Consider the following 25,134-nt stretch of genomic DNA (forward strand, 5'->3'; position numbering starts at 1 on the left):
GCGTGATCGCAACTAGCACTTTCACCGGGCTGCAAACACGTTACTCTGCGCTTTTGACCTGAAGAAGAAACAGCGGCATGATCGAAATTCGCGACCTGCAATTGCTAAGCGCCTTGGCGCGGCACCGTCATTTTGCCAAAGCGGCCGAGGAATGCGGGATATCGCAACCGGCATTTTCTATGCGGATCCGTAATCTCGAGGATCGGCTGGGCGTATCTATTGTACGGCGCGCAAATCGGTTTCAGGGTCTCACGGAAGAAGGCGAGATGATCGTCCAGCGCGCAAGGCGTATCCTGGATGATACCAAAGCGCTGGAACAGCAAGTGCTGGCTGCCAAAGGCGAGATCACCGGTACATTAATCCTGGGCGTGATACCGACTGCGATTGCTTTCACTGGCCGTTTGATCAAGCGTCTGCGGCAGGCCCATCCGCGCATTGTCACCCGTATCGAGACGATGTCATCCACCGCGATCCAGCACGGACTAGACGAGGGCAGTTTAGATGCTGGCGTGACCTATGGGGACAGCATAGGTACGGATTTGCGGCGGGTGCAGCCGCTATACGAGGAAACCTATGTTCTGCTGGTCCCGTCTCATATGACGGATCACAGCGGTCCGATGCCGTGGTCGCAGGTGGCGGAATTCCCGCTCAGCCTGCTTGAGCCGCAGATGCAAAACCGGCGCATTCTTGACCGGATTTTTGCCGAACAGGGCCTGCATCCGGATGTCGTGGCCGAAACCAGCGGGTTCACTGCTTCGATGGTCATGGCGCGCGAGGGGTTGGCCGCCACCGTCGTGCCGCGCGTTCTGACCCGAGCGCTGGGTGATTTGAAGGGAACGAAAGTGCTGCCTCTGATCGATCCGGTGGTCAGCAAACCGATTTGCCTGGCGACCCTGACACGCGATCCAGAACTGCCGACGGTCCAGGCATTGCGCACCGTTGTGACCTCTTTACGATGATAAGCTGTCGTTATCGTGCGATTGAAGAATGCGATTTGACGATATGTTACTCTGATGAGACAGAGTCGGTCTCAAACGGAGGAACGCATGGCACCCTTGGACACCAAGCCATCCGACGCCAAACCGGGCGTTTGGAAGTCAGGTAAAGGCAAAGGGCGGCACACACCAAAAGGCCGCCAATTCACTGATCAGGCGCAAGCCGACATTCTGGACTTGCTGGGCGATAGCCCACGTAGGCGAGATCTGCTGATCGAATTTTTGCATTTGATTCAGGACAGATACGGCCATATCTCGGCCGATCATATTGCCGCGCTGGCCGTCGAAGTGCGGGTCGGGCAGGCCGAGATTTATGAAACTGCCACTTTCTATGCCCATTTTGATGTGGTGAAAGAAGACGAAACCCCTCCTCCGGCGTTGACCATCCGGGTCTGCGATTCCCTGTCTTGTGAAATGGCAGGGGCCCAGCAGCTGCAAAAGGCGTTGGAAGACGGGTTGGACGCATCACAGGTTCGTGTCCTTCGCGCGCCCTGCATGGGCCGTTGCGACACCGCTCCCGTGCTTGAGATCGGCCACAACCATATCGACCATGCGACGCCGGAAAAGGTGCAAGCTGCGATTGAGGCGGGCGATACCCACGCCCATCTACCCGATTATGAAACCTTTGCTGCCTACGCCGAAAACGGCGGCTACGCCAAGCTGAAAGAGCTGCGCGACGGTGGTGACTGGGAGAAGGTGCAGGAAGGTGTCCTGTCTTCGGGTCTGCGTGGCCTGGGCGGTGCTGGCTTCCCGTCGGGCAAGAAATGGGGCTTTGTTCGGATGAACGAAGGCCCGCGCTATCTGGCCGTGAACGGCGACGAAGGCGAACCCGGCACGTTCAAAGACCGCTACTATCTGGAGCGTACGCCGCATGTCTTCCTCGAAGGCATGCTGATCGCCGCATGGGCGGTCGAGGCGGAAACCTGCTTTATCTATATGCGCGATGAATACCCGGCGGTTCTGGAAATCCTGGCCCGCGAGATTGCAGCGCTTGAAGATGCCGGAATCGTCGAGAAAGGTTACATCGATCTGCGCCGCGGTGCGGGCGCCTATATCTGCGGTGAAGAATCCGCGATGATCGAGTCGATCGAAGGTAAGAAGGGCCTGCCGCGTCACCGTCCTCCGTTCGTGGCGCAGGTTGGGGTCTTTAACCGCCCGACGCTCGTGCACAATGTCGAGACGCTGTATTGGGTCTCGAAGATTTGCCGCGAGGGGCCGGAATGTCTCAACAGCACCGAAAAGAATGGCCGCACGGGCCTGCGCAGCTATTCAGTCTCAGGCCGGGTGGCCAAGCCGGGGGTTTACCTTCTGCCTGCCGGGTCGACCATTCTGGATGTGATTGAGGCCGCAGGTGGCATGGCCGAAGGTCAGACCTTCAAGGCGTATCAGCCCGGTGGTCCTTCGTCGGGTCTTCTGCCCGCATCGATGGACGATATCCCGCTGGATTTCGACACGCTGCAACCCCATGGCACCTTTATCGGCTCCGCCGCCGTGGTGGTTCTGTCTGATCAGGACACCGCCCGCGATGCGGCCCTGAACATGCTGCGGTTCTTCGAGGATGAAAGCTGTGGTCAGTGTACGCCTTGCCGGGCCGGTTGCGAAAAAGCGGTCAAGCTGATGCAGGCCGACAAGTGGGATCAGGACCTGTTAGAGGATCTGTGTCAGGTCATGGGCGATGCCTCGATTTGCGGTTTGGGGCAGGCGGCCCCGAACCCGATCCGTCTGGTCATGAAACACTTCGCTGACGAAATCTGAGGGAGACAGAGCCATGCTTGATGCAAGCCCAACCAAGACCGTCACCTTCAATCTGAACGGCGATGACGTCACCGTGCCCGAAGGCACCACGATCTGGGAAGCGGCCAACGGTCGTGGACTGGTAATCCCGCACCTGTGCCACAAACCGGCACCGGGCTACAAACCCGACGGCAACTGCCGCGCCTGTATGGTCGAGGTGGACGGCGAGCGTACACTGGTCGCCTCGTGCGTTCGCCCAGCCTCGGAAGGCATGGTGGTAAAGACCGACACTGACCGCGCCGAAAAGTCGCGCGCGATGGTCATGGAACTGCTGGTGGCAGACCAACCCGAGCAGCCACATGACGTGTCCAGCCACTTTTGGGATATGGCCAAGCTGAACGATGTTAGCGATAGCCGTTTCCCGGCAAAAGAGGCCGAGAAAATCCCTCTGCTGGATGACAGCCACGTAGCGATGCGCGTCAATCTGGATGCCTGCATCAACTGCAACCTCTGTGTGCGTGCTTGCCGTGATGTGCAGGTGAACGACGTGATCGGCATGGCCGGTCGCGGTCATACTGCGCAGGTGGTGTTTGACCAAAACGACCCGATGGGCGCATCGACCTGCGTGGCCTGTGGCGAATGTGTTCAGGCCTGCCCGACAGGTGCCCTGATGCCCGCTACCGTGTTGAACGATCAGCAGCAGGGGGACAGCAAGGATTATGACAGCGAAACTGAAAGCGTCTGCCCGTTCTGCGGTGTTGGCTGCAAAGTCTCGCTGAAGGTTAAAGACGGCAAGGTCAAATATGTGGAGGGCATCAATGGCCCTGCAAACGAAGGTCGCCTGTGCGTCAAAGGCCGCTTTGGCTTTGACTACATTCACCACCCGCACCGCCTGACCAAGCCTCTGATCCGGCGTGAGGACGCGCCTGCGAAGGGGCTGAACGTCGATCCCGGTAATCTGAGCACCCATTTCCGCGAAGCGACGTGGGGAGAGGCGATGGATTTGGCGGCGACCAAGCTGAAGACGATGCGTGAAGCAGACCCGCGCAGTGTTGCAGGCTTTGGCTCGGCCAAATGCACCAACGAAGAAGCCTATCTGTTCCAGAAGTTCATCCGTCAGGGTTTCCGCCACAACAACGTCGACCACTGCACCCGATTGTGCCACGCGTCGTCGGTGGCGGCGCTGATCGAGAACGTGGGCTCGGGCGCAGTGACCGCGACTTTCAACGAGATCGAAAACGCAGATGTTGCGATCATCATCGGGGCCAACCCGATTGAAAATCACCCCGTTGCGGCGACTTATTTTAAGCAGTTCACCAAGCGCGGTGGCAAGCTGATCGTGATGGACCCGCGCGGTGTCGGTATGCGCAAATTCGCGACCGAAATGCTGCAGTTCCGTCCAGGTGCTGACGTGTCAATGCTGAACGCGATCATGAACGTGATCGTCGAGGAAGAGCTGTATGACAGCCAGTACATCCACACCTGGACCGAGAATTGGGCAGCCGAGAAGGAACATCTGAGCCAATTCACTCCCGAGGCGATGGCCCCGATCTGCGGTATCGAGCCGGATCAGCTGCGCCGAGTGGCGCGGACCTTTGCGCAGGCCAAGGCGGGTCTGATCTTCTGGGGTATGGGCGTCAGCCAGCATATCCATGGCACGGATAACTCTCGCTGCCTGATCTCGCTGGCTCTGATGACCGGCAATGTCGGCAAACCGGGCGCGGGTCTGCACCCGCTGCGCGGCCAGAACAACGTGCAGGGCGCGTCGGACGCAGGTCTGATCCCGATGTTCCTACCAGATTATCAGTCGGTTATGGATGATGACATCCGCGCCAAGTTCAATCATGTCTGGAACTCCGAGGACTTCTCGAACGAGAAAGGCCTGACGGTTACCGAGATCATTGATGAGGTCTACGCGGGCAACATCAAGGGCATGTATATCTTGGGTGAAAACCCAGCCATGTCCGACCCGGATGTCAACCACGCCCGTGCGGCGTTGGCCAAGCTCGACCTGATGATCGTGCAGGATATCTTCCTGACCGAAACGGCGAACTATGCCGACATCATCCTGCCGGCCTCGGCGCTGTATGAAAAGAACGGCACCGTGTCGAACACCAACCGTCAGGTGCAGCGGGTGCGTCCCGCTGTGGCCCCTCCGGGAGAGGCGCGTGAGGATTGGCAGATCACCACCGAACTGGCGCAGCGCATCGGATTGAACTGGGATTACACGGATGTATCTCAGGTGTTCAACGAGATGAAGCTGACGATGGAATCGCTGGATAACATCACGTGGGAGCGACTTGAGACCGAGTCGATCACCTATCCGTCGCTCAGCGAGACCGATCCGGGTCAGTCCATCGTGTTTGGTGACGGCTTCCCGCGCGCTGGCGGTAAGGCCAAGTTCACCCCTGCTAGCGTGATCCCACCGGATGAATCGCCGGATGAAGAATATCCGATGATCGCTACCACCGGGCGTCAGTTGGAGCACTGGCATACCGGTGCCATGACCCGCCGTGCCAGCGTTCTGGACGCGGTAGAGCCCGAAGCGAACTGTTCGATGAACCCTCGCACGCTGAAACTGATGGGCGTTGAGCCGGGCGAGATGGTTCGGCTGACCACCCGTCGCGGTTCGATCGAGATCATGGCACGTGCCGACCGGGCCATCGCCGAGGATATGGTGTTTGTCCCGTTCGCCTATGTCGAGGCGGCGGCGAATATCCTGACCAACTCGGCCATCGACCCGTATGGCAAAATCCCCGAGTTCAAATTCTCGGCGGTGCGGGTGGAAAAAGTCGAAGACGCCGTCGCGGCGGAATAGCCCCACCCCATACATTGAATGAAAGGCGGCCTATTCGGTCGCCTTTTTCTTTCCTTGACAGCATGTTACTTGCAGCCAACCCTGTCACCGTCACTGGTGCAGGAGTTTCACATGGCCCGCCGTTTCGTCGATCTATCCGTTCCGTTGGAAACCGGGATTGTGTCGGACCCGCCAATCATGCTGCCCGAAATCGAATACCTGACCCATGGCCAGACGGCCGAACAGGTCATGTCTTTCTTTCCCGGCTTGCAAAAAGAAGACCTGCCGGGCGGCGAGGGCTGGGCTATCGAGCGGCTGCAGATCGCCACGCACAACGGCACTCATCTGGACGCGCCTTATCATCATCACTCGACGATGAATAACGGCGAAAGGGCGATCACCATCGACGAGGTGCCCCTGGAATGGTGCATGAACCCTGGCGTAAAGCTGGACTTTCGCCACTTCGACGACGGCTATGTGGTGTCCGCCGCCGATGTGGAGGCGGAACTGAAGCGAACCGGGCATAGCTTGCAACCGCTGGACATCGTGATCGTGAACACCTCGGCAGGCACGCAGTACGGGCAACCCGATTACCTGATGAAGGGCTGCGGAATGGGGCGCGAGGCGACGCTGTACCTGACCCAACGCGGCGTCCGGGTCACCGGCACGGACGCCTGGAGCTGGGACGCACCTTTTGCGCTGACGGCGCAGGAATATTCGGAAACCCGCGATCCGTCGATCATCTGGGAAGGTCACCGGGCATCAATGGACATCGGGTATTGCCACATGGAAAAACTGACAAACCTGGAAGACCTTCCGCCCACCGGGTTCGAAATCTCGTGTTTTCCGTTCAAGATCAAAGGTGCGTCGGCAGGCTTTATTCGCGCTGTCGCAATTTTCGAGGAAGACCCTGATGACTAAACTCCGTGGCGGCCATGATGGACCTTATGATGCGCCAATTGAAATACGAGGGTTTTCGGTTCTACCGGAATGGATCGACTATAACGGTCACATGAACGTTGGGTTTTATGGTGTGGCCTTCGATCGTGCGCTGGATCACTTGATGGATGATCACCTGGGCTTGGGCGAGGCGCAGGTCAATGCGTTGGGGCAGGGGCCTTATATCCTGCAATCGCACATGAATTTTCTGGACGAGATACACCTGGGCACGCCGTTCTGGTTTCGCTTTCGCATGCTGGATGCCGACTACAAACGCGGGCACTACTTTGCGCAAATGCTGTCTGGTGACGGGGTGATATGTGCCACGCAAGAGGCGCTGTTCATGAACGTCAGCCATACGACCAGGCGTTCAACTCCTTATCCGGACTGGGCGGTCGCGCGGCTGACCCGGATGGTTCAAGATCACGCAATACTGGAGCCTGCGTCACAGGTTGGACACGCCATCGGCATCCGTCGGCGCGATCAATAATCCCGTTCGAAAAACACCCCAACCCCAGTCTCACCACGCCCATCGACCGAGCCGCGGACCGTGAAGTTGTCCGAGACATCAAGATTCAGGTTCACCTCGGTATCGCCTTCGGTGTTGACTGTGAAATCGGTGTAGAGATTGTCGCTCAGATACGCTCCGGCCCCCAGACGGCCAGCACCTCCTTCGGACGCGCCGATATCCACCGTGTCGACGCCGGTCGAATCGCGAAGCCCTTTGGTTGCATCCCCTCCGGCACCGCTGAGCTGCGCCAGCGACGCCGCCATCTGGGCGATTACAAAGGGTGAAATTTCGGAAAACCGGTTGCCGAACAATAGCATAGCCAGCGCCTCTTCGGCGGGGCGTTCGGGGTCGGAATAGACGTCAACCTCGGGGGCATTCAACGGACCCGAGATTTCGATTGTTGCGGTACCATCGGATGTACTGGTGGATGAGGCGAACTCGATATACGGCGTCAGGTCCCCTTGCAGCGTCACAAGCCCCTTTGTCAGGGCCAGCCTACGACCCAGAATGTCGAAATTCCCGCGGATCAATTCGATCTGACCAGACGGGATAACTGCAGTGGTCGTGCCGCCAATAGACAGTCGCCCGCCAAGTTCGGCATTAACACCCCGGCCGCGCACGAACACCGCTTTGGGCGCGACCAGATTGACATCCAGTGCGATACGGGAATCGCTTTTCTGCGCGCCTTCCTCGACAATCAGACCTGCGCGTTCACGGGTGAGGAAACCGGCCTGACTTTCATTGATATGTCTGATCTCGGGGATCGGCGCGGCGCCAACGGCGCCAGCAGCGGCTGCAAGGTTGATATTGGTTTCTTCGAACGTGATCTGACCGGAAATGGCGCTGTTTCCTGCCAAAGCTCCGGTCATGGCGATTTCACCGTTCAACGTTGTCTCGTACAGCAGCTTATCTGTAAGCACCAGCTGGTTGAGCCGCGCGACGATGTTCGCGTTCAGCGGCGGCGTTAGGTCCAAAGGCCCAGAGATGGTAAAGGTACCACCTGCCCGCATGCCTCCATTCAGCGAGATATTGGCGCGGCTTTGCGCCAATTCGACCGAGCCGCTGATCCCGGTGACGGTCTGTCCGATGGCAGGAATAGCCAGTGACGTTCCCGAGGTGGTGACAGACCCGCTGAGCGAGCTAAGCTGAGGTTTTCCTTTCAGACGCAGATTATGCCGCGCCGTTCCTTCGATCTGGTTCGGTGAAATAAAGATGTTGGCGACACCCAGGTTGATACCGCCCTGCGCTTGCAGATCGGCCTCACCGCTGTTTTCGTCAAAGGTTCCGGCGATGGTGCTGCTGATCTCGGCCGGGCCATTGGCTGATCCGTCGATGGACCAAACGCCATTGTTGCGTTTGGCGTTACCGGTCGCTGCCACGGTACCAGGGAATTCGGGCGCGAACCGTTCGATCTTGTTCAGCTTGGCGTCGAAATCCAGATCGGCTGAACCATCGGTATTTACCATTCCGGTTAGCGCTGCATAAGAACTGTCTGGACCGCTTAACCGCATGTCCCCTTCAAGCCCCGAACGGGTTGGGGCAACATTTCCGTCCAATGTCATCGGCCCGGACATCGAAGCAATGACGCGGGAAAGGTCGTCAAGCTGTGCCGAGAAGGTCAGACCTCCGGCCTCTCGATCCAGCTTGCCCGATGCCGTTGCGGACAAGGCGGTGCCTTTCAGGCTGAAGGTGCGGATTTCCACGCCCTCTTCGCCTTTGTCGGCATCAATGTTCAGGGTCGTGCGTCCTTGGATCAATTTGTCGACCAGTTCGATCCCGGTCTGAATGTCATCGGCGTCCACGTTGCCTTGAACGTCAAAGACACGGTTGGCGAGATTTCCGTTGCCCTGCATATTCGCGGCGACCGATCCGGCCAGATCGCGTTTCGCCAACCCCGAGAACAGCGACAGATCGGGGGCGTTTAGACGGGCGCTGCCGTCAATAGACAGGTCTCCGGTCGGGTCGTCCACCGTTGCGGCGACATTCGCGGTCAGGGCTGTGCCGTTGACCGTCGCTTTACGGATTTCGATCTGATCGGCTGTGCGCGCGCCGTCCCAGGTGATCACGGTCTTGCCGGTCAGCAACGGATCGATATCGGACATGCCAGTTTTGATGTCCTTTCCGGTCACGCTGGCGGTGCCGTCGAATTCCAGCGTCTGCACCGTCCCTTTGCCGTCCATTTCTGCCTGCACCGAACCGCCAAGTTCACGCTTGGCTAGACCGGAAAAGACCGACAGGTCAGATGCATTCACACTGGCCTTGCCGTCGATGGTCAGGTTGCCGTCGGATGTGGTGACTTCGCCACTGGCCTTTGCCTGCGCAGCCTCGCTGTTCAGGTCAAACTCGCGAATGGTGATGCCGTCGCTTCCCCGGCTACCATCTAAGGTAATGGTGGTTTCGCCTTTGATGACCGGGTCAATGTCATCGCGCCCGGTGACCAGATTGCTGCCCTCAACCACTAGCTTGCCGTCAAAACTGCGTTCCAGCGGCGAGCCCTTGCCTTCGACCCGCCCCGAGGCCTTCCCGCCCAGATCAAGTTGCGCCAGATCCGAAAACCGGGACAGGTCCGATGCCTCGAGCGTCGCCGATCCGTCAACCGTCAGACCGCTGTTCAGCCCGTCGATCAACGCATCCAGCGCCAGGGTATAGTCAGTTCCCACCAGTTCGAACCCCGACAGATTCAGGGATTGATCGCTGCCGTAATCGAACTGCCCGTCCAGTGTTATGCTTTCACCCAGTGCGGTGTTCAGGGCCTGATCATTCAGGTCGATCCCGTCCACGATGGCTTGAAGGTCGCCAGAGACGCTGAATGCAGTGCCCTGTTCAAGGGTGCCCTGTGCGGTGATCCGGGCCGTGTCCAGCTTCGCCTGTGGTGACTGAAACGCGTTCGCTGTCAGGCTCAGGTCCCACAGGTTGCCGTTTTTTTGATCGAACAGAGCGGAAATTTGCGCTGCTTCGATCGAGGTGTCGCCGCCTTTGACCGGCAACACCACCGTATTCCCGTCGGGCGGGGTGATCCGGCCTTGCAGTGCCGCCAGTTGCAAAGTGCCGCCTTCGGCCAACTGCAGCTCACCCTTCAGGTTCAAGGCTTGCGTGGTCAATTCCAGGTCGGGTATGTCCAGCGCGCCTTGCGGTTTAGTCTGCCCTTCTACGTACAAGCGCGTTTTCGGGCCGAAGAACGGGTCTAGATCCTCGGCCATGAAGGGGGTCAGGTCGCCGCCCAGATCTGCGGTAAAGGCGATCCCGTCCGCCGCGCCGGTTTCTGTGGCGCGTAGTTCAACCTGTCCTGTGACCTGTTGCTGATTGTCACTGCTCAGGGCGATATCGGCGGTGAAATCGGTCACCGGACCCGCACCTGTGACCGAAAGGCCAATCGGCGGGCTATCAGGAATGTTCAGTGCCGTCGAAATCACCCCGCCTGCGGCCTCTTTCACCTGCAGGTCCAGATTTATTTCACGCGAGGTATTTTGGAACCCGGCGGTCAAAGTGACCTCATCGCCCGCGCGGTCCAGTCGGGTGACGTCCAGACTGGTGTCCAGCGCGCCATCGGCCAGCGACAGGTTTCCTGTCACAGACAGATCGGCGGCGACCCCGATCAGAGGTTCGCCCAGTGACAGCTCATCAATCTTAATTTCGCCAATTTCGATGGAAACGGGCAGCTCTGGCAGTTCGAACGGTTTGGTTTCGGCGGTTGGCGCCGGGGTGTCCTTGGTGGTCGTGCCGGGGGCGCGGGCAATGTCGATTTCCTGCGCGGTCAAAGCATTGACGGAAAACCGACCCCGGATCAGGGCCAGCCGGTTCCAGTCCAGCTCGGCATCTTTGATGGTCAGCCAGACGCCCTCGTCGTCTGACACGGTGATTTCTTCAATAGTAGCGCGGGCGCTTAGCGCGCCTTGCAGCCCTTTGACGGTGACGTTCTGATCATCGCCTGACAAGGTGTCCTGCAGGAAACGCTCCAACATGCTGCCACCGCCGTCATCCTCCTGCGCGATCAGGGGCGGTGCTGTCAGGATCAGCACCGTTGTCACAACCGGATATGAATACTGCCGTATCAAAACGCTTGTCCGATCCCGATATAGAATTGCAGACCATCTCCGGTGTCACCTTGAACTGGCAGGGCTAGGTCGAGGCGCAGCGGGCCGAATCCACCCAGATCATACCTGAATCCAAGCCCGGCACCTGAATGGAACTCCGCATCGCTGCCGATGAATGAGGACGTGTCCACGGTACCGAAATCATAAAATCCGACAAGGGATATCGTGTCGGTGATCTTGCCCCGGACTTCGCCGGACAATCCAATGAAGGACTTGCCGCCCGCTACACCGCCATTCACTGGAATGCCGAGGCTTTCGAACGGCTGCCCGCGCACGGTTCCAGCCCCGCCCGAGAAGAACAGAAAATCCGGGGTCACATTGCTTGGCGAGGGCCCGATGATCGACCCTATCTGAGCACGCCCGGCCAGAACGAGCCGCCCGCCTGTGCCAAGGCTGGTATATGCGCGTGTGTCGGCGAATAGCCGGATGCCCGTGTCCGTGCCTGAAAACCCAACGAACGGCATGATTTGCGAATCCAAATAGAACCCACGGGTCGCGCTAACTTTGCTGTCACGCTCGTCCCATTCCGACCGGGTTGGAATAATGAAATAACGGAACTTGCGGCCGCTGCCATAGGCGTCATCTGCATCCGACCACTGAAATCCGGCCGAGGCTTCGGCATAAAGCCGGTCGGAAAAGGTGCGACGCGCACCATAGGCCAGCGAGGCCACGGATACGTTGTAGTTCTCGGTATTGCGCCGCTCCAGCAAAGCACTCCAAAAGGTATTGTCGTCCGGGCCTAGCCGGTCGGGCTGATCCAGTCGCAAACCGATGCGGCCGTCCAGATCCTCAGTTCCCCCGATATTGCGCAACGCGGCTTCGAACCGCAGCCGTTCCGCGCGGCGAAAAACATTGCGATGTGTCCAGGTTGCAGTGACGTCCAGACCGGCGTTCGAGGCCAGCTCGACCCCGAAGGTCAAGCGGCGCTTGGGCATGTCTTCGAAGGTGGCGTCGAAATCCAGCGTGCCGTCGGGATTTGGGGTTTCATGCTCTTCAATCGAAACGATGCTAAAAGTTCCGGTACGGCGCAACCGGGTGCCAACCTTCTGGATCGCCGCTGGTGAGTAAACCTCGCCTGACGGGAACCCGGCGATTTTGTAGATCGACCTGGGGCGAACATCTGAATCGCCCTTTATGAACATCTCGCCGAAGGTCAGGCGCGGCCCCGGTTCAAGGTCGATTTCTGCATCCAGCTTTCTTTGCGTATGGCGAGCGATGACAGTCTGGCCTTCAAGTTGTGCCTTGGCGTGTCCGGCATCCCGCCAGCCCTGCACTCCGGCCGAGGCTGCCTGTTGGATGGCCCCGGTCGTGGCCAGTTTGCCGGGGGCGAACTCCTCGGGCAGGATCGTCTCCGGCGTTACCGGCTCAACGATGGCGGTGCCAAAAGTAAAGGTCGGTCCGGTATTCACCGTGATCACCGCACGGCTGATTGTGTTGGGTACCGTTAACGAGCTTATGTCAGCCGCTTCCTGACCATCCAGCTTAATGCTGACAACGGGGCTGAAGTAGCCTTCATCATACAGAATCTGAACGATGGTACGGTAATCCGACAGGGCGGCGGACAGGACCTCAAGCGGTGTGTCCAATCCGCGTTCGTCGGCTGTCACGACCGAGGAGGTTTCTTCGATGCGCTCAACCACGGGCTTTGGCGCACCTGGCGCGGACAGGGTTATTTCCAGCGCGGCCAGAGACGAGGGGAGAGCGGCGGTCAATGCGCCAAGCAGACAGTATTTCACAAAGGCCAGTGGCCTGCTTCCCCGCATCGAATGGCTCCAACTGCCCCAAGTCGAAATCAATTGCACCGTCTTATAAAAACAGCGGCTGATAACTTTCATGTTAGAGCATCAGATTCCGCACAGGGAAAGGACTTATCGAAAACGGCGCCAAAATACCGGATTGTGTGCCCGTCCAGCCCCTGTTTTTGGGGGTCGAAACTATGGCGCCAACCATTTTTTGCATTTCCATGCTCCTCCCGCCCGGACCCTTCGCATCAAAGATGCTTGGAACCAGTTGGGCCGGGCAGCGCACGGGCAGGCCCGCGCGCTGCGGTTCCGTTCGATCAGGGCTGTGCCATCAAGCGGGCGACGTCGAGCATGCGCGCAGAAAAGCCCCATTCATTGTCATACCATCCAAAAATGCGAACCTGCTGGTCGCCGACCATCCGTGTCTCAGGTCCTGCGATGACTAGCGATTCCGGTCGAGTCCGCAAATCTGACGATACCAAAGGGTGATCGGTCCAGCCCAGAACGGGAGAGTGCGTGACCGCCTTTCGCAGTTCGGCTTCAAAGTCAGTGGCGGACATGCCGCGTTCAAGCGTCGCGACCAGATCTATCGCAGAGACACTGGCCGTGGGAACCCGCACTGCCGCGCCTGAGATGCGGCCAGCGAGATGGGGCATAACCTCATCAATCAAATGTGTGGCGCTGCTGGTGGTGGGCACCATAGACAGCGCTCCGGCGCGCGATCGGGCCAGATCGCCGCGCGGGGCGTCGACCATCGGCTGGCTATTGGTATAGCAGTGGATGGTTGTCATATGGGCCGAGGCGATGCCTCCGATCCCGTCTAGAACTTTGACCAGAGGGGCCAGCCCATTGGTGGTGCAGGACGCGTTCGATACGATCCGCGCATTGCCCAACTGCGCCTCGTTTGCGCCCAGAACAATTGTCACTTCGGTCGCGGGTGAAGGGCCCGAGATCAGCACTTTGCCTGCCCCGGCAGTCAATCCCTGGCTGGCTACGTCCGAGGTGCGCGCGACCCCGGTGCAATCCATCAGGACATCCACTCCGCTCAGGTCAACGCGGGACAGATCCGGGCTATGGGTGACGGGGATAGAATGGCCGTCGATGACAAGGGCCTCATCTCCGGCCTCGACTGGCCCGGGATAGGGGCCAAACGTGCTGTCGTATTTGAACAGATAGGCACAGGTTTCCAGCGGTGCGATATCGTTGATCAGCACCAGCTCAATATCCTTGCCCCACGGCAACGCCAGCAGCTGCCGCAGGATCGTGCGGCCAATACGGCCGAATCCGTTGATTGCGAGTTTCATGCGCAAGCTATGGCAGCGGGTTGCGCTGACCTCAATGCCCGTTTCGCCGCAGGATCAATTGCAGCTGACCTGTGAAAAGAATTGGCCCGAAATGTTTTGATACATGCTGGCCCGGATAGGCTTGCATCCAGTCGCCGCTTGAATGGCCGCCATAGCCTGGATGGTACGCAGGCGGGGTGGTGGGCCGAACGGGTTGAGGTTGTTGTTGTCGCGCGTGGCGCGGTACACGACCGGAGCATCCGAGACCTGAGTAACAGCCCATGTGCGGCTCATGACAAAGACCGATTTGGTTTCTTCTTTGGCGGCAACAGGGGTTGCCTCCAGGGCCGTCAGGCCAACTACAGCTGCCAGTGCCAGCAGGGATCCGCGCAGTACCATTGAACAATCTCCAGTGCTAAAAACCGGTGTTATTTCACCAGATTCAGACGCTTATGTGAACCCCTGCGCTGGAAATCCTGAATCAGTGTAAGTGGTTAGGCTGTGGCGGCCGGTTCGCGTCGTTGCACAAAAGGCAATGAGGCCCATGTTCCATTAGATGTGTGTGCTCGGCGCATCAGCCGCGCTGCGCGAGCGCTGCGCAAGAAGGCTGTGCCGGTTTCGGGCCCGCGGTACCGATGGAATCGTTCGGGATAGTTATCGCGTTCGCTTGACAGGGCTTGGCCCCCGTTCACTGCCAGTATAGTCTTGAATGCAAACCTATTTCAGCAAGGCGAGGCGATCATGAAAGCCTGGATTTCTTCTACGGTAGTAGCAATCACGATACTGGGATCGTCTTTGGGCGTGCAGGCCCAAACAATTTCCCGAATCATCGCGGATATGGGCCTGAGTCCGGCAGACTTCGAGATACTGAGCGCGACCTCGGCCGCGATGCTTGAGGGCGGCACGCCTCGGGTTGGTGCGGAAAGCAACTGGGAGAACGACGAAACCGGTTCAAAAGGCACGATCCGCGTGCGCGATGTGCGTGACAATTGCGTTCATTTTCAGCATTTCATTCGGCCGGAAGGAGCGGATCAAACGCGCGAGGTCAGAACCCGTCGGTGCCGCGATGCGGGCGGAAACTGGATTCTGACACCCTGATCGGGGCCTAGTAGCCGCGGGATCTGTCTACTTCGTGTAGCAGCGGTTCACCGGTGGTCAAACGACGAAAGTTTTCACCCACATCTGCCAGTGCTTCGCCCAGATGCCAGCCCGAGACATGCGGTGTGATGGTGACACTGGGATGTGTCCATAGCGGGCTGTCGGACGGCAGGGGCTCGGTCGAGGTCACGTCCAGCACAGCATGGCCCGGCGTGCCATTGTCCAGCGCGGCGATCAGCGCGGCCTCGTCGATCAGATCACCGCGGCCTGCGTTCAACAGTTGGCTGCCCGGTTTCATCGCAGCCAGCATATCGGCATCGAACAACCCAATTGTCTGTGGGGTCGAGGGCAGGATCGCGCAGACATGGTCGCACTGGCCCAGCAGTTCGGGCAGGGCCGCGTCTCCGTGCAGGCAAGTTACACCGTCAATTTGCTTGGCTGAGCGGCTCCAACCCATGACCTGAAACCCGATAGCGCGCAGCATTTTGGCGCTACGGGTACCGATATGGCCCAGCCCCAGCACGCCGACCACGGTGTCTGGCGAATAGCCAGGCGCCCTAGGGGCCCACTCCGCGCGGTTTTGCGCCTTTTCGTGAAAGACCATGTGCCGCTGATGGCGTAGAACATAGGCTACAAACCATTCGGCGATCCCCTGTGCGGGGGCGTCTGGTTTCAGCCGCGTGATACGCACATGCGCGGGCAGGTTGGGGTTGCTGACGATGGTCTCGACCCCGGCGCCCAGTTTTTGCACCAGTTTCAGGTTTGGCAGGCGATTGGGGCGATTGTTGCTCAATCCGACGACCGCGACCATGGTGATATCGGCCGGGTCGCCCAGGGTTTCGGGCGTGCGCACATCCATATCCGGGTGCAGCCGACGGATGTCGCGGGCAATATCGTTGTCGCTTATCCAATCGGACAGCCCGGTTTCAATCAACAACGCCATGTTGCGTCCCCCTCTGCTTCAATTTGCCTGCAATGACGTCCCGTCACAGAACTGGACATCGCTGCCGCAGCTAAGTCATTCTTTGGCCGAAGGTAAAGCCCGTTCACTGGTTAGAGTGTACAGGCACGCACAGAAAACGTTTGAGGCAGCGCATGAACGGGACCCAAGACCTGAGCCACCAGGCCTATTTTCACCTGCGTTCGGATGGCGCTTTTGTGGGCAATGACCCCGCGCGTGGGCCGTGGTCAGCGGATCATTGTCACGCCGGGCCGGTCAGCGGCCTGATCGTGCGTGCCGCCGAAACAGAAGTCGGGCCTGAGAAGATGCTGACCCGGTTGACGGTCGATCTGCTGCGCCCGCAACCACTGGCCGGGCTGCGCGTGGCCGCAGAGACCACGCGTCATACCAAGACGCTGGCCACCACACGGGTAACGGTGCACGATCTGGACGACACGCTCTGTGCTGCCGCGACAACAATGCATCTGGCGCGTCGTGATATTGGGACGGTTCCGAATGTCACGATGCCTCCACCCCGGCTGGAAGACGCAGTGACAGGGCCATTTCCGATTGGTGAGATACGTCACGATCTGCCCGGATTCGCCAACCATTCTCAGGTGCTGTACCCGAAGGGTGGAAATCAGGGGGCAGGGCCCAAGATAGTCTGGATGCGCACCCCTGCCTTGCTGGATGGCGAGGTGCCGTCACCGATTCAGGTGCTTTGCCCACTGGCCGACTGTGGCAACGGCATCTCGTGGAATGCACCGACAACCGAGATGGGTTTCATGAACACCGATCTGACCGTGCAAATCCATCGTGAGCCGGTTTCGGATTGGCTGGCGTCGGACTCGGTGTGCCATTGGCAACCGTCGGGGATCGGGATGTCCCAATCCGTGCTGTATGACACGCAAGGCCCGGTCGGTACGGCCTTGCAAACGTTGGTTCTGTTCCCGCCGAATTGATCCAATGGCCAGATTCTGCAGGTGTCGTTTGAATCGCATTGCCGCGCGTGGGCTCAAGCCCTATCTTTCACGCATGCGTTGGATTGTAACCCTGCTGACCTGCTGCCTGCCTATCCCGGCCTTGGCGCACCCGCATGTCTTTATCGACACCGGGTTGGAATTCATCGTGGACGACGCCGGTCAACTGACCCATGTCCGGGTGACTTGGGCGTATGATGAATTCTATTCGTTGTTGGTGCTGGAGGATATGCGGCTGGATCAGGATGCCGATGGCGTTTTGAACGACGGTGAAAAGCAATTGTTGTCCGGTTTCGATGCGCAATGGGTCGAGGGGTACAATGGCGATCTAGTCGTCACTGCGGATGGTGCGCCCGTGACCTTGTCGGGCCCGCTTGAGCCTTCCGCGACCACCGAAGACGGGCGCATCGTCACCAGCCATCTGCGCGCGGTCGAGGGCAGCTCGGTCTCAGCCGCCGCGCTAACGGCAAAAGCCTTTGATGAAACTTATTATACCGCCTATGAAATGACCCGCCCGGTGACAGTGACCGGCCCTGTGTCGTGTCAGATGGACCGAATCGACCCCGATATCGACGGGCAACTGGCGCAGATGCAGGCTTTTTTGTTGACACTGGATGCAGATTACGACCTTGAGGAAAACGATATTCCGCTGGTCGGAGAAAGCTTTGCGACCGAGATTTTCGTTTCATGTCCAAATACCTGATTTTTCCGGTTGCCGTCGCCATTGCGTTGCTTCTGTGGTTCTGGGGCAGTGGCGGGTTTGACAGCCTGGCCGCATGGGCGGCGGGCGAACAGCGAGAGTTTCAGAACCAGATCGCACGATCCTTACGCGCCGCGCGGGCGGAACAGCCCGAGGCTGTCGCCACCCTGCTGACGGTTTGCTTCGCCTATGGTTTCTTTCACGCCATCGGTCCCGGCCATGGCAAGGTTCTGATCGGCGGTTATGGGCTGGGTCGCCGGGTCCCCTTCTGGCGCTTGTCTGCTATTAGCGTTCTGTCCAGTCTGGGGCAGGCGGTGACGGCCGTTGTGCTGGTTTATGCGGGCGTTCTGGTCTTTCAGATGTCACGCGAAAGCCTGGTGGGAACGACCGAACAAGTCATGGCACCTATCAGCTATGGTGCCATCGCCGCGATAGGCCTTTGGCTGGTGTTCCGTGCAATACGCAGTTTTGCAAAGCGACACCGTAGTGAAACCGCGCATCTCCATCATAATCATCACGACCATGATCATCACCATCATGACCATGAAGTGTGCTCAGATTGTGGCCACCGGCATGGTCCCACAGCGGAAGAGGTGGCGCAGGTTGGTAGCCTGCGCGAGGCTCTGTTGCTGATTGCCGGCATCGCTGCCCGGCCATGTACCGGGGCGCTGTTTGTTCTTATCCTGACATGGCAAATGGGGATCGCGATGGTCGGTGTCGCAGGGGCCTTTGCCATGGCGCTGGGCACGGCGACCGTAACGACTCTGGTCGGATGGACGTCGTTCGGATTGCGCGGGGGATTGCTGGCCTCTGCCTCGGCCACGCGATTTGCATCCGTGCTGGCCCCAACCATTGAATTGGTGGCGGGTTTAACAATCGCTGTGATTGCCAGCGGTTTGCTACTGCGCGCGATTTAACCGAAGACTGGTTCCGGGTATCCGACACGCGCTAGATACAAGCCTTGCGGCGGGCATACCGGTCCGCAAGCAGCGCGATCTGCGGCTTGCAGTGCTTCGCGCACATCGTCGGGTGTCCACCCACCCGCGCCGACACGCTCCAGAGTACCCACAAAGCTGCGCACCTGATTGTGCAGGAAAGACCGGGCGCGAACGTGGAAGTGTATCTCAGGACCCGAGAAACCCTCAACCTGTTCAACCCGCAGCTCATCCAGAGTTTTGACTGGGCTGGCGGCCTGACAAATGGATGAGCGGAAGGTGGTGAAATCATGCCGCCCGATCAACATATCCGCCCCGGCCTGCATGGCATCGACATCCAGCCGGTGGTTGATCCGCCAGACCTGACCGGCGTCATGTGTCGCAGGCGCACGGCGCATTAGGATGCGAAACAGGTACTGCCGTTCTAACGCGGAAAACCTTGCGTGCCAGTCATCGCCGACCCGAGCGGCTTTGACGATGACCACCGGCCGCGGCTTGAGGTGATAGTTCAGCGCCTCGGACAGGCGGAAAGGGTCCCAGTCTTTGACCAGATCGCAATGGGCGACCTGACCCAGTGCATGAACGCCTGCGTCCGTTCGGCCCGCAGCAGCAATGGTGTGATCGCCGGGCTGAATACGCGACAGGGCCTGTTCGATTGCCCCCTGCACAGACGGCAATTCCTTTTGCCGCTGCCACCCGGCAAACGGTTCCCCTTGGTATTCGACTTTCAGCGCGTATCTAGGCATGGGCTGCTGGTAACGCGCCGCGCGGGGACGGGCAAGAGTGGGAAAGCGCTGGTATGTCTGCTGACCTCTACCTATCTTGAGCGAAACGAAAAAAGCGGGGCGACAGTTTGGTCATCTCATCCCTGGCAGACAGTCTTGTGCGCGGTGTTGAAACCGTGGGCGACCGTGTGTCTGAAACTCTGTTTGAACCGGTCATCCGTCTGGGCGTTACCGGGTTGGCGCGGTCGGGAAAGACGGTGTTCATCACGTCTCTGGTTGCGAATCTGCTGGATCGGGGACGGATGCCCGGATTGGTCGCGCAGCAGGAAGGCCGCATCAATTCGGTCTATCTGCAACCCCAGCCGGACGATACGGTGCCGCGCTTTGACTATGAAAACCACCTGGCCGCGCTGACCGGGCCACAGCCCCATTGGCCAGACAGCACCCGTGCCGTGTCCGAGCTGCGCCTGTCCTTCAAGGCCCGTCCAGCAGGGTTGCTTGCGGGTTTGCAGGGGCCGCGCACGGTTCATCTGGATATTGTGGATTATCCGGGTGAGTGGCTGCTGGACTTGGCATTACTGGACAAATCATACGAGGTCTGGTCAGCCGAAACCTTAAACCGTATCGAAACGCGGACCGAAGCGGCTGCGTATTTGGCGCAGGCCAGGGCCGCAAACCCTGCGGATGCTCATGACGAACCCACGGCGCAGGCGTTGGCCAAAGCCTTTGCTGCGTATTTGAACGCCGCACGGGATGCAGGGTTTTATGATTGCACGCCGGGGCGGTTTCTGTTGCCCGGCGATCTGGCGGGTTCTCCGGTGCTGACCTTTGCGCCATTGCCGGCGGAGGGCCACGCGCCGCGCCGTAGCTTGCACCGCGAAATGGCGCGCCGATATGAGGCGTATAAATCGCAAGTGGTGAAACCCTTCTTTCGCGATCATTTCTCGCGGATCGACCGTCAGGTGGTTCTGGTCGATGCGCTGGGTGCGATCCATAAAGGGCCGCAAGCGGTCGAGGATATGCGTCGGGCGATGGCCGATATCCTGTCGGCCTTTCGACCGGGGCGCAATGCGTGGCTCAGCCAGCTGCTGTTGGGCAAGCGGGTTGAACGTATACTGTTCGCAGCCACCAAGGCCGATCACCTGCACCACACACAGCACCCCCGTCTGACCCATATCATGGAGGCCCTGACCCGGGATGCCCGCGACAGGGCTAGCTTTGCCGGGGCCGAGACGGCGGCGCTGTCGCTGGCTGCCCTGCGCGCCACGACCGAGGAAATCCGAACGCATAACGGGGCAGATTTGCCTTGTGTGCGTGGGACGTTGCTGAACGGCAAACAGGCAGCCTTTTACCCCGGTGATCTGCCCGATGACCCGGCCCATTTGCTGGGCCCGGCCCGCAACGGGGCAGAAAGCTGGCTGGACAAGGATTTCGGTTTCATGGCTTTTGCACCCGCGCATCTGACCCTGCGTCCGGGCGATGGCCCGCCCCATATCCGGTTGGACCGTGCCACGCAGTTCCTGATCGGAGACCGCCTGTGACCGTAACCCTCCGCCCCGCGCGCACGACGGATGCCGGAAAGATCGGAGAGATCCTGTACGGCTTTGCCCGTGAAAGCGACTGGATGCCCGAGCTACATACCTGCGCTGAAACCATCGCCTTTTGCGGTTGGATGATTGATCGGGGTTGGGTCACCGTGGCCGAAACCGATACTGACGTTGTGGGGTTTTTAGCGCTCAACGGGACGGAAGTTCATTCCTTGTATCTGACGCCGCCAATATGCGGACAGGGGATTGGGCAGCGCTTGCTGGATCATGCCAAATCCGATCAGGCAGAACTGTCCTTGTTTGCGTTTCAGGCCAACCACGGCGCGTGCCGGTTTTATGAACGCAACGGTTTTGCCGAAGTGGCCCGCAGTGATGGGGCTGACAATGATGAAAACCTGCCTGACATTAAATATGTCTGGCGGCGGATAGGGGCAGCGGATGGCTAAGGGTCCGGTACTGATTGATCTCGATACGGAAGAACCTGCCGCCGATGTGGCACAGGCCCCGCCAGTTCCGGATATTGACCCACCTCAAGGTCAGGCGATGCAAGCGGCAGCCCGGTTGGCGGCACGACAGCCCTCGGTCCTGTCGCGCTGGTTCTGGGGGCTGACGCTGGCCGTGCTTGGCGCGGTGGTTTCCGTTGCCGCATGGGATTTTGCCACCTCACTGCTGTTGCGGTCGCCGATACTGGGCTGGGCTGTAACTGGGCTGATCGGTGCGTTGGTTTTGGTCGCTCTGATTATCGCGCTGCGGGAGCTGGCAGCCATCGGGCGCTTGTCTCGCGTGGATGGGATGCGCCGCGCCGCAGATGCCGCGCTGGCCGAGGGTGATTTGGCGCAGGCTCGCACGGTCACCAACCGCCTGATCGCGTTTTACAAAGGGCGCGAGGAAACCCGGTGGGGCCGCGACCGGTTAGCTGAACGGATGGGAGAGCAATTCGACGCCTCGACCCTGCTGACCTTGGCCGAGGACGAATTGTTGGCCCCACTCGACGCCGCCGCCAGCCGTGAGGTCGAGGCCGCCGCCCGGCAGGTTGCCACGGTGACCGCACTGGTGCCCTTGGCGTTGGCTGATGTGGTGACGGCCCTTGCGGCCTCCTTGCGGATGATCCGCCGGGTGGCCGAGATATATGGCGGACGCGCTGGATTTCTGGGCAGCTGGCGTCTGACCCGTGCCGTGTTCGTGCATCTGGTGGCGACCGGGGCAGTAGCCGTGGGCGATGATCTGCTGGAACCTATTCTGGGCGGATCGGTCCTCAGTAAACTGTCGCGCCGGTTCGGCGAGGGGCTGGTGAATGGCGCGCTCAGCGCGCGGGTTGGTGTGGCCGCGATGGAGGTCTGCCGACCACTACCGTTTTCAGATCGGCACAAGCCATCTACGCGGGGGATGATCAAACGCGCACTCAGCGGATTGTTTTCCAAAACTTGACCTGGCGCAAAGTCCTGTGGCCCGCTGGCGTGCATAACAAAGCCGGAGCCAGCCATGACCGATCACGGACACAGCCAGCAGGAAATCGCCGCACGGATCAATGCGCCTCCGGGGCGGGGGGTACTACGGGACGTAGTGTATGGCGGCATCGACGGATCGGTTACCACCTTTGCCATTGTGGCTGGAGTTGCCGGGGCCGGGCTGTCGCCGTTCATCATCGTGGCGCTGGGGCTCGCCAATGTCCTGGCTGACGGGTTTTCCATGGCCGCCGGGAATTACTCGGGTACCAAAGCCGAGCTGGACAACATCCGCCGCATCCGCGCTATCGAAGAACGCCACATCAGTCTGTATCCCGAAGGCGAGCGCCGCGAAGTGCGCGAGATTCTGGCACAAAAGGGCCTGTCGGGTGATGTTCTGGACGAGGCAACCGATGCGATCACGGCCAACCACGACAATTGGATCAACTTGATGGTCGAAGGCGAATACGGGTTGGGCAGCGTCGACCCCCATCCGTTCAAGGCCGCGATGGCGACGTTTATTGCCTTTCTTGTCGCCGGTATGGTGCCACTGCTGCCGTTCCTTTTGTCGGTTGATCAGGCCTTTACGGTGTCGGTCTGCATGACCATGGGTGTTTTCTTTGCAATCGGGGCTTTCAAAGCCCATTGGTCGCTGTTCCCGTGGTGGCGGTCTGGGTTGGAGACCTTTGTGATCGGCGGGGCGGCGGCGTTGATCGCATATCTTGTGGGCTCGCTATTTCACCCCTGACGACCAAGATTGTCGCAGTGTGCCCCATAGGGCTGGTCAATTCTTGACCAGCGGTTACGTTGCTGCAAAGAGGTTTAAGGGATCGAGTAACCGTTGCGGATAGAGAATAAAAACGTACTGGTTTTAGGGGCTTATGGATTTATCGGTGCGGCGTTGACGCGGTCTCTGAGAGCCGAGGGCGCACGTGTGTCGGCTTTTGTACGCAACGTGAAAATCAGTGCGCGGGTTCTGCCGGATGTAACGCAGGTGCAAGGCGATTTACGGGCATGTCTGCGGTCCTAGGATTGGGGGGCATATCTGGAAGGCGTTGACTGCGTGGTGAATTGTGCAGGGGCGCTGCAGGATGGTTCTGCCGATGATCTCGAGGCGGTGCACCACACCGCCATCGCAGCCCTCGGGCAAGCCTGTGCGCGACAAGGAATTGCGGTGGTTCAAATCTCAGCCATTGGTGCTGATCCCAGTGCAGATACGGATTTTATGCGCACCAAGGCGGGAGGGGACGCGGCGCTGCGGGCTTGTGATGTACCGCTTTGGATATTCAAACCCGGTCTGGTGATCGGACAATCTGATTATGGTGGAACGGCGTTGCTGCGGATGTTGGCGGCGGTTCCTGTGGTGCAACCCATCGCGTATCCGCAAGCGCCTGTTCAATGCGTGGGCATGCCAGACCTGTGCCGTGCGGTGACCTTGGCCGTGGCCAATGAGATACCGCAGGGCACTTACGATCTGGTCGAAGATTCCCCGGCCCCCTTGTCTGATGTGCTGACCGAGACCCGCCGTTGGCTGGGTTTCCCTGCGGCTCGGTTCACGGTGAAGATACCTGCTGTCATCACGACTGTGATCGCACGCAGCGCGGATGCGTTGGATCATTTGGGAAGGCGCTCGCCCCTGCGCAGCAACGCAATGACCGTGATGGAATACGGTGTGGTCGGTAATCCGGAGCCGTTTCGCGCCGCAACAGGCCGGTCGCTGGTGTCCTTGCCCCAGATTTATGCGGGCCTGACTTGCGCCCGTGAACATCGGCTGGTTGCGCGAATGTCCTTGCTAATGCCACTGGTAGTCGCGGTTCTCAGCCTGTTCTGGCTGCTGTCCGGCCTCTTCGGGCTGATTGGTCTGCTCAAGGCTACATCGGTTCTGACCGGGATAGGGTGGAGCACAGGAATGGCCGTCGCCAGCGTTCTGTTCTGGTCATTAGTCGACATTGCGTTGGGGCTTGCCATCCTGTGGCGCCCTTTGGCCGCGCGTGCGTGTCTGGCGCAGGTTGCAGTTGCCATTTTCTACCTGCTGGCGGCCAGTTTCACTGTGCCCGGTCTGTGGCTGGATCCGCTTGGGCCCCTGATCAAAATCCTGCCAGCGATGACCTTGTCGCTTGTCGCTTGGCCCCTGCTGCAGAGCCGCTGATGGACCCTGATCTGATCCTGCGATGGTTGCACGTTATAGGGGCGTGCGTTCTGCTTGGCACCGGGGCAGGGATCGCGTTTTTCATGCTGATCGCGCATCCACCGGCGACGCACAGTTTATCGCTCAGACCGCCGGAACCGTGGTGCTGGCCGATCTGGTATTCACGGCGAGCGCCGTTGTACTGCAGCCAGTAACAGGCGGGATGCTGGCATGGCGGCTGGGGTGGCCTATGACCGAAGGCTGGATTTTAGCCTCGCTGCTGCTTTACGCGGTGGCGGGGGTGTTCTGGCTGCCGGTGGTGTGGATACAGGTTCGGCTGCGTGAGTTGGCGCAGGCCGCAGCAGATGCGAACGCTCCGCTGCCACGGTCCTATCACCGCCTATTCCGTATCTGGTTCGTCTGTGGCTTTCCGGCTTTTGCGGCTGTTCTGATCATCATCTGGTTGATGATCGCCCGTCCGTCGATTGGCTGGGTGTAGCCCAAGGGATCAACACGCAAATCATCGGGATTTCTGACTGTT

21 protein-coding genes and 1 pseudogene are annotated in these 25,134 nt (G+C 59.6%); 16 read left to right on the forward strand and 6 right to left on the reverse strand.

Features of this window, described 5'->3' with window-relative positions:
- Positions 1-77 precede the first annotated feature (77 nt).
- The 5 genes from ACR0DT_RS08810 to ACR0DT_RS08830 all read left to right on the forward strand — a co-directional run bounded on the left by ACR0DT_RS08810 (position 78) and on the right by ACR0DT_RS08830 (position 6,955).
- Positions 78-959, forward strand: coding sequence for a LysR family transcriptional regulator (locus ACR0DT_RS08810; protein ID WP_480710365.1), 882 nt, complete (start codon positions 78-80; stop codon positions 957-959).
- Between the two features lie 87 nt (positions 960-1,046).
- The gene (locus ACR0DT_RS08815; protein WP_480710366.1) at positions 1,047-2,750 is read left to right on the forward strand and encodes an NAD(P)H-dependent oxidoreductase subunit E; all 1,704 of its coding nucleotides are present in this window, start codon (positions 1,047-1,049) and stop codon (positions 2,748-2,750) included.
- 13 nt (positions 2,751-2,763) lie between these two features.
- On the forward strand, positions 2,764-5,547 hold the full coding sequence (fdhF, locus tag ACR0DT_RS08820; RefSeq protein ID WP_480710367.1) for a formate dehydrogenase subunit alpha: 2,784 nt from the start codon (positions 2,764-2,766) through the stop codon (positions 5,545-5,547).
- Between the two features lie 111 nt (positions 5,548-5,658).
- Entirely contained in the window at positions 5,659-6,447 is a 789-nt protein-coding gene (locus ACR0DT_RS08825; protein ID WP_480710368.1) for a cyclase family protein, read from the forward strand.
- Positions 6,440-6,955 (forward strand): thioesterase family protein, encoded by a 516-nt coding sequence (locus ACR0DT_RS08830; RefSeq protein ID WP_480710369.1) that lies wholly within the window; start codon positions 6,440-6,442, stop codon positions 6,953-6,955. The genes ACR0DT_RS08825 and ACR0DT_RS08830 overlap by 8 nt, the downstream gene beginning before the upstream one ends.
- On the opposite strand, the gene ACR0DT_RS08835 is transcribed toward ACR0DT_RS08830, so the two are convergent.
- The 4 genes from ACR0DT_RS08835 to ACR0DT_RS08850 form a co-directional block, all read right to left on the reverse strand.
- Entirely contained in the window at positions 6,949-11,031 is a 4,083-nt protein-coding gene (locus ACR0DT_RS08835; RefSeq protein ID WP_480710370.1) for a translocation/assembly module TamB domain-containing protein, read from the reverse strand. The two genes, ACR0DT_RS08830 and ACR0DT_RS08835, sit on opposite strands and share 7 nt — an antisense overlap.
- The gene (locus ACR0DT_RS08840) at positions 11,028-12,833 is read right to left on the reverse strand and encodes an autotransporter assembly complex protein TamA (RefSeq protein WP_480710371.1); all 1,806 of its coding nucleotides are present in this window, start codon (positions 12,831-12,833) and stop codon (positions 11,028-11,030) included. The genes ACR0DT_RS08835 and ACR0DT_RS08840 overlap by 4 nt, the downstream gene beginning before the upstream one ends.
- Positions 12,834-13,129: 296 nt before the next feature.
- Complete coding sequence (locus tag ACR0DT_RS08845) at positions 13,130-14,116, reverse strand: type I glyceraldehyde-3-phosphate dehydrogenase (protein ID WP_480710372.1); 987 nt, start codon at positions 14,114-14,116, stop codon at positions 13,130-13,132.
- Positions 14,117-14,170: 54 nt separating this feature from the next.
- Positions 14,171-14,494 (reverse strand): hypothetical protein, encoded by a 324-nt coding sequence (locus ACR0DT_RS08850; protein ID WP_352992351.1) that lies wholly within the window; start codon positions 14,492-14,494, stop codon positions 14,171-14,173.
- Positions 14,495-14,836: 342 nt separating this feature from the next.
- Here ACR0DT_RS08850 and ACR0DT_RS08855 point away from each other — a divergent pair, with 342 nt between their 5' ends.
- Complete coding sequence (locus ACR0DT_RS08855; RefSeq protein ID WP_480710373.1) at positions 14,837-15,193, forward strand: hypothetical protein; 357 nt, start codon at positions 14,837-14,839, stop codon at positions 15,191-15,193.
- Positions 15,194-15,200: 7 nt separating this feature from the next.
- Here the strand turns inward: ACR0DT_RS08855 and ACR0DT_RS08860 are convergent, their stop codons facing one another.
- A complete protein-coding gene (locus ACR0DT_RS08860; RefSeq protein ID WP_480710374.1) occupies positions 15,201-16,136 on the reverse strand; it encodes a 2-hydroxyacid dehydrogenase in 936 nt (311 codons plus the stop codon).
- A 152-nt stretch (positions 16,137-16,288) separates the two neighbouring features.
- Here ACR0DT_RS08860 and ACR0DT_RS08865 point away from each other — a divergent pair, with 152 nt between their 5' ends.
- From ACR0DT_RS08865 to ACR0DT_RS08875, 3 genes are read left to right on the forward strand one after another with little or no spacing between them, the layout of a single operon-like run.
- Positions 16,289-17,095, forward strand: a complete 807-nt coding sequence (locus ACR0DT_RS08865; RefSeq protein WP_480710375.1) for a thioesterase family protein — start codon at positions 16,289-16,291, stop codon at positions 17,093-17,095.
- A 28-nt stretch (positions 17,096-17,123) separates the two neighbouring features.
- A complete protein-coding gene (locus ACR0DT_RS08870; RefSeq protein ID WP_480710376.1) occupies positions 17,124-17,816 on the forward strand; it encodes a DUF1007 family protein in 693 nt (230 codons plus the stop codon).
- Positions 17,801-18,730 (forward strand): nickel/cobalt transporter, encoded by a 930-nt coding sequence (locus ACR0DT_RS08875; protein WP_480710377.1) that lies wholly within the window; start codon positions 17,801-17,803, stop codon positions 18,728-18,730. The genes ACR0DT_RS08870 and ACR0DT_RS08875 overlap by 16 nt, the downstream gene beginning before the upstream one ends.
- Here the strand turns inward: ACR0DT_RS08875 and truA are convergent.
- On the reverse strand, positions 18,727-19,494 hold the full coding sequence (gene truA / locus ACR0DT_RS08880) for a tRNA pseudouridine(38-40) synthase TruA (protein ID WP_480710378.1): 768 nt from the start codon (positions 19,492-19,494) through the stop codon (positions 18,727-18,729). The genes ACR0DT_RS08875 and truA overlap by 4 nt on opposite strands.
- A gap of 107 nt (positions 19,495-19,601) precedes the next feature.
- Between truA and ACR0DT_RS08885 the strand changes: the two genes are divergently transcribed.
- The 7 genes and pseudogenes from ACR0DT_RS08885 to ACR0DT_RS08915 all read left to right on the forward strand — a co-directional run bounded on the left by ACR0DT_RS08885 (position 19,602) and on the right by ACR0DT_RS08915 (position 25,092).
- The gene (locus ACR0DT_RS08885) at positions 19,602-21,014 is read left to right on the forward strand and encodes a YcjX family GTP-binding protein (protein WP_480710379.1); all 1,413 of its coding nucleotides are present in this window, start codon (positions 19,602-19,604) and stop codon (positions 21,012-21,014) included.
- Entirely contained in the window at positions 21,011-21,466 is a 456-nt protein-coding gene (locus ACR0DT_RS08890) for an N-acetyltransferase family protein (protein ID WP_480710380.1), read from the forward strand. Before ACR0DT_RS08885 ends, ACR0DT_RS08890 begins: the two co-directional genes overlap by 4 nt.
- On the forward strand, positions 21,459-22,448 hold the full coding sequence (locus ACR0DT_RS08895) for a YcjF family protein (protein WP_480710381.1): 990 nt from the start codon (positions 21,459-21,461) through the stop codon (positions 22,446-22,448). The genes ACR0DT_RS08890 and ACR0DT_RS08895 overlap by 8 nt, the downstream gene beginning before the upstream one ends.
- Before the next feature lie 54 nt (positions 22,449-22,502).
- A complete protein-coding gene (locus ACR0DT_RS08900; protein ID WP_480710382.1) occupies positions 22,503-23,213 on the forward strand; it encodes a VIT1/CCC1 transporter family protein in 711 nt (236 codons plus the stop codon).
- Between the two features lie 93 nt (positions 23,214-23,306).
- Positions 23,307-23,495 carry an NAD-dependent epimerase/dehydratase family protein gene (locus ACR0DT_RS08905; protein WP_480710383.1) on the forward strand — a complete coding sequence of 63 codons (189 nt, stop codon included), beginning with the start codon at positions 23,307-23,309 and terminating at the stop codon, positions 23,493-23,495.
- 33 nt (positions 23,496-23,528) lie between these two features.
- Positions 23,529-24,614: an SDR family oxidoreductase gene (locus tag ACR0DT_RS08910; protein ID WP_480710384.1), complete on the forward strand. Its 1,086-nt coding sequence runs from the start codon at positions 23,529-23,531 to the stop codon at positions 24,612-24,614.
- Positions 24,614-25,092, forward strand: a pseudogene (locus tag ACR0DT_RS08915) (DUF2269 family protein). Before ACR0DT_RS08910 ends, ACR0DT_RS08915 begins: the two are co-directional and overlap by 1 nt.
- The last annotated feature ends 42 nt before the right edge of the window (positions 25,093-25,134 follow it).

The sequence above is a fragment of the Ruegeria sp. BI11 genome (assembly GCF_056538005.1).

What these genes read in the sequence shown, in the direction of transcription:
- ACR0DT_RS08810 (WP_480710365.1), top strand. Translation starts at nt 78, where the DNA reads ATGATCGAAATTCGCGACCTGCAATTGCTAAGCGCCTTGGCGCGGCAC.
- ACR0DT_RS08815 (WP_480710366.1), top strand. Translation starts at nt 1,047, where the DNA reads ATGGCACCCTTGGACACCAAGCCATCCGACGCCAAACCGGGCGTTTGG.
- fdhF (WP_480710367.1), top strand. Translation starts at nt 2,764, where the DNA reads ATGCTTGATGCAAGCCCAACCAAGACCGTCACCTTCAATCTGAACGGC.
- ACR0DT_RS08825 (WP_480710368.1), top strand. Translation starts at nt 5,659, where the DNA reads ATGGCCCGCCGTTTCGTCGATCTATCCGTTCCGTTGGAAACCGGGATT.
- ACR0DT_RS08830 (WP_480710369.1), top strand. Translation starts at nt 6,440, where the DNA reads ATGACTAAACTCCGTGGCGGCCATGATGGACCTTATGATGCGCCAATT.
- ACR0DT_RS08840 (WP_480710371.1), bottom strand. Translation starts at nt 12,833, where the DNA reads ATGCGGGGAAGCAGGCCACTGGCCTTTGTGAAATACTGTCTGCTTGGC.
- ACR0DT_RS08845 (WP_480710372.1), bottom strand. Translation starts at nt 14,116, where the DNA reads ATGAAACTCGCAATCAACGGATTCGGCCGTATTGGCCGCACGATCCTG.
- ACR0DT_RS08850 (WP_352992351.1), bottom strand. Translation starts at nt 14,494, where the DNA reads ATGGTACTGCGCGGATCCCTGCTGGCACTGGCAGCTGTAGTTGGCCTG.
- ACR0DT_RS08855 (WP_480710373.1), top strand. Translation starts at nt 14,837, where the DNA reads ATGAAAGCCTGGATTTCTTCTACGGTAGTAGCAATCACGATACTGGGA.
- ACR0DT_RS08860 (WP_480710374.1), bottom strand. Translation starts at nt 16,136, where the DNA reads ATGGCGTTGTTGATTGAAACCGGGCTGTCCGATTGGATAAGCGACAAC.
- ACR0DT_RS08865 (WP_480710375.1), top strand. Translation starts at nt 16,289, where the DNA reads ATGAACGGGACCCAAGACCTGAGCCACCAGGCCTATTTTCACCTGCGT.
- ACR0DT_RS08875 (WP_480710377.1), top strand. Translation starts at nt 17,801, where the DNA reads ATGTCCAAATACCTGATTTTTCCGGTTGCCGTCGCCATTGCGTTGCTT.
- truA (WP_480710378.1), bottom strand. Translation starts at nt 19,494, where the DNA reads ATGCCTAGATACGCGCTGAAAGTCGAATACCAAGGGGAACCGTTTGCC.
- ACR0DT_RS08895 (WP_480710381.1), top strand. Translation starts at nt 21,459, where the DNA reads ATGGCTAAGGGTCCGGTACTGATTGATCTCGATACGGAAGAACCTGCC.
- ACR0DT_RS08900 (WP_480710382.1), top strand. Translation starts at nt 22,503, where the DNA reads ATGACCGATCACGGACACAGCCAGCAGGAAATCGCCGCACGGATCAAT.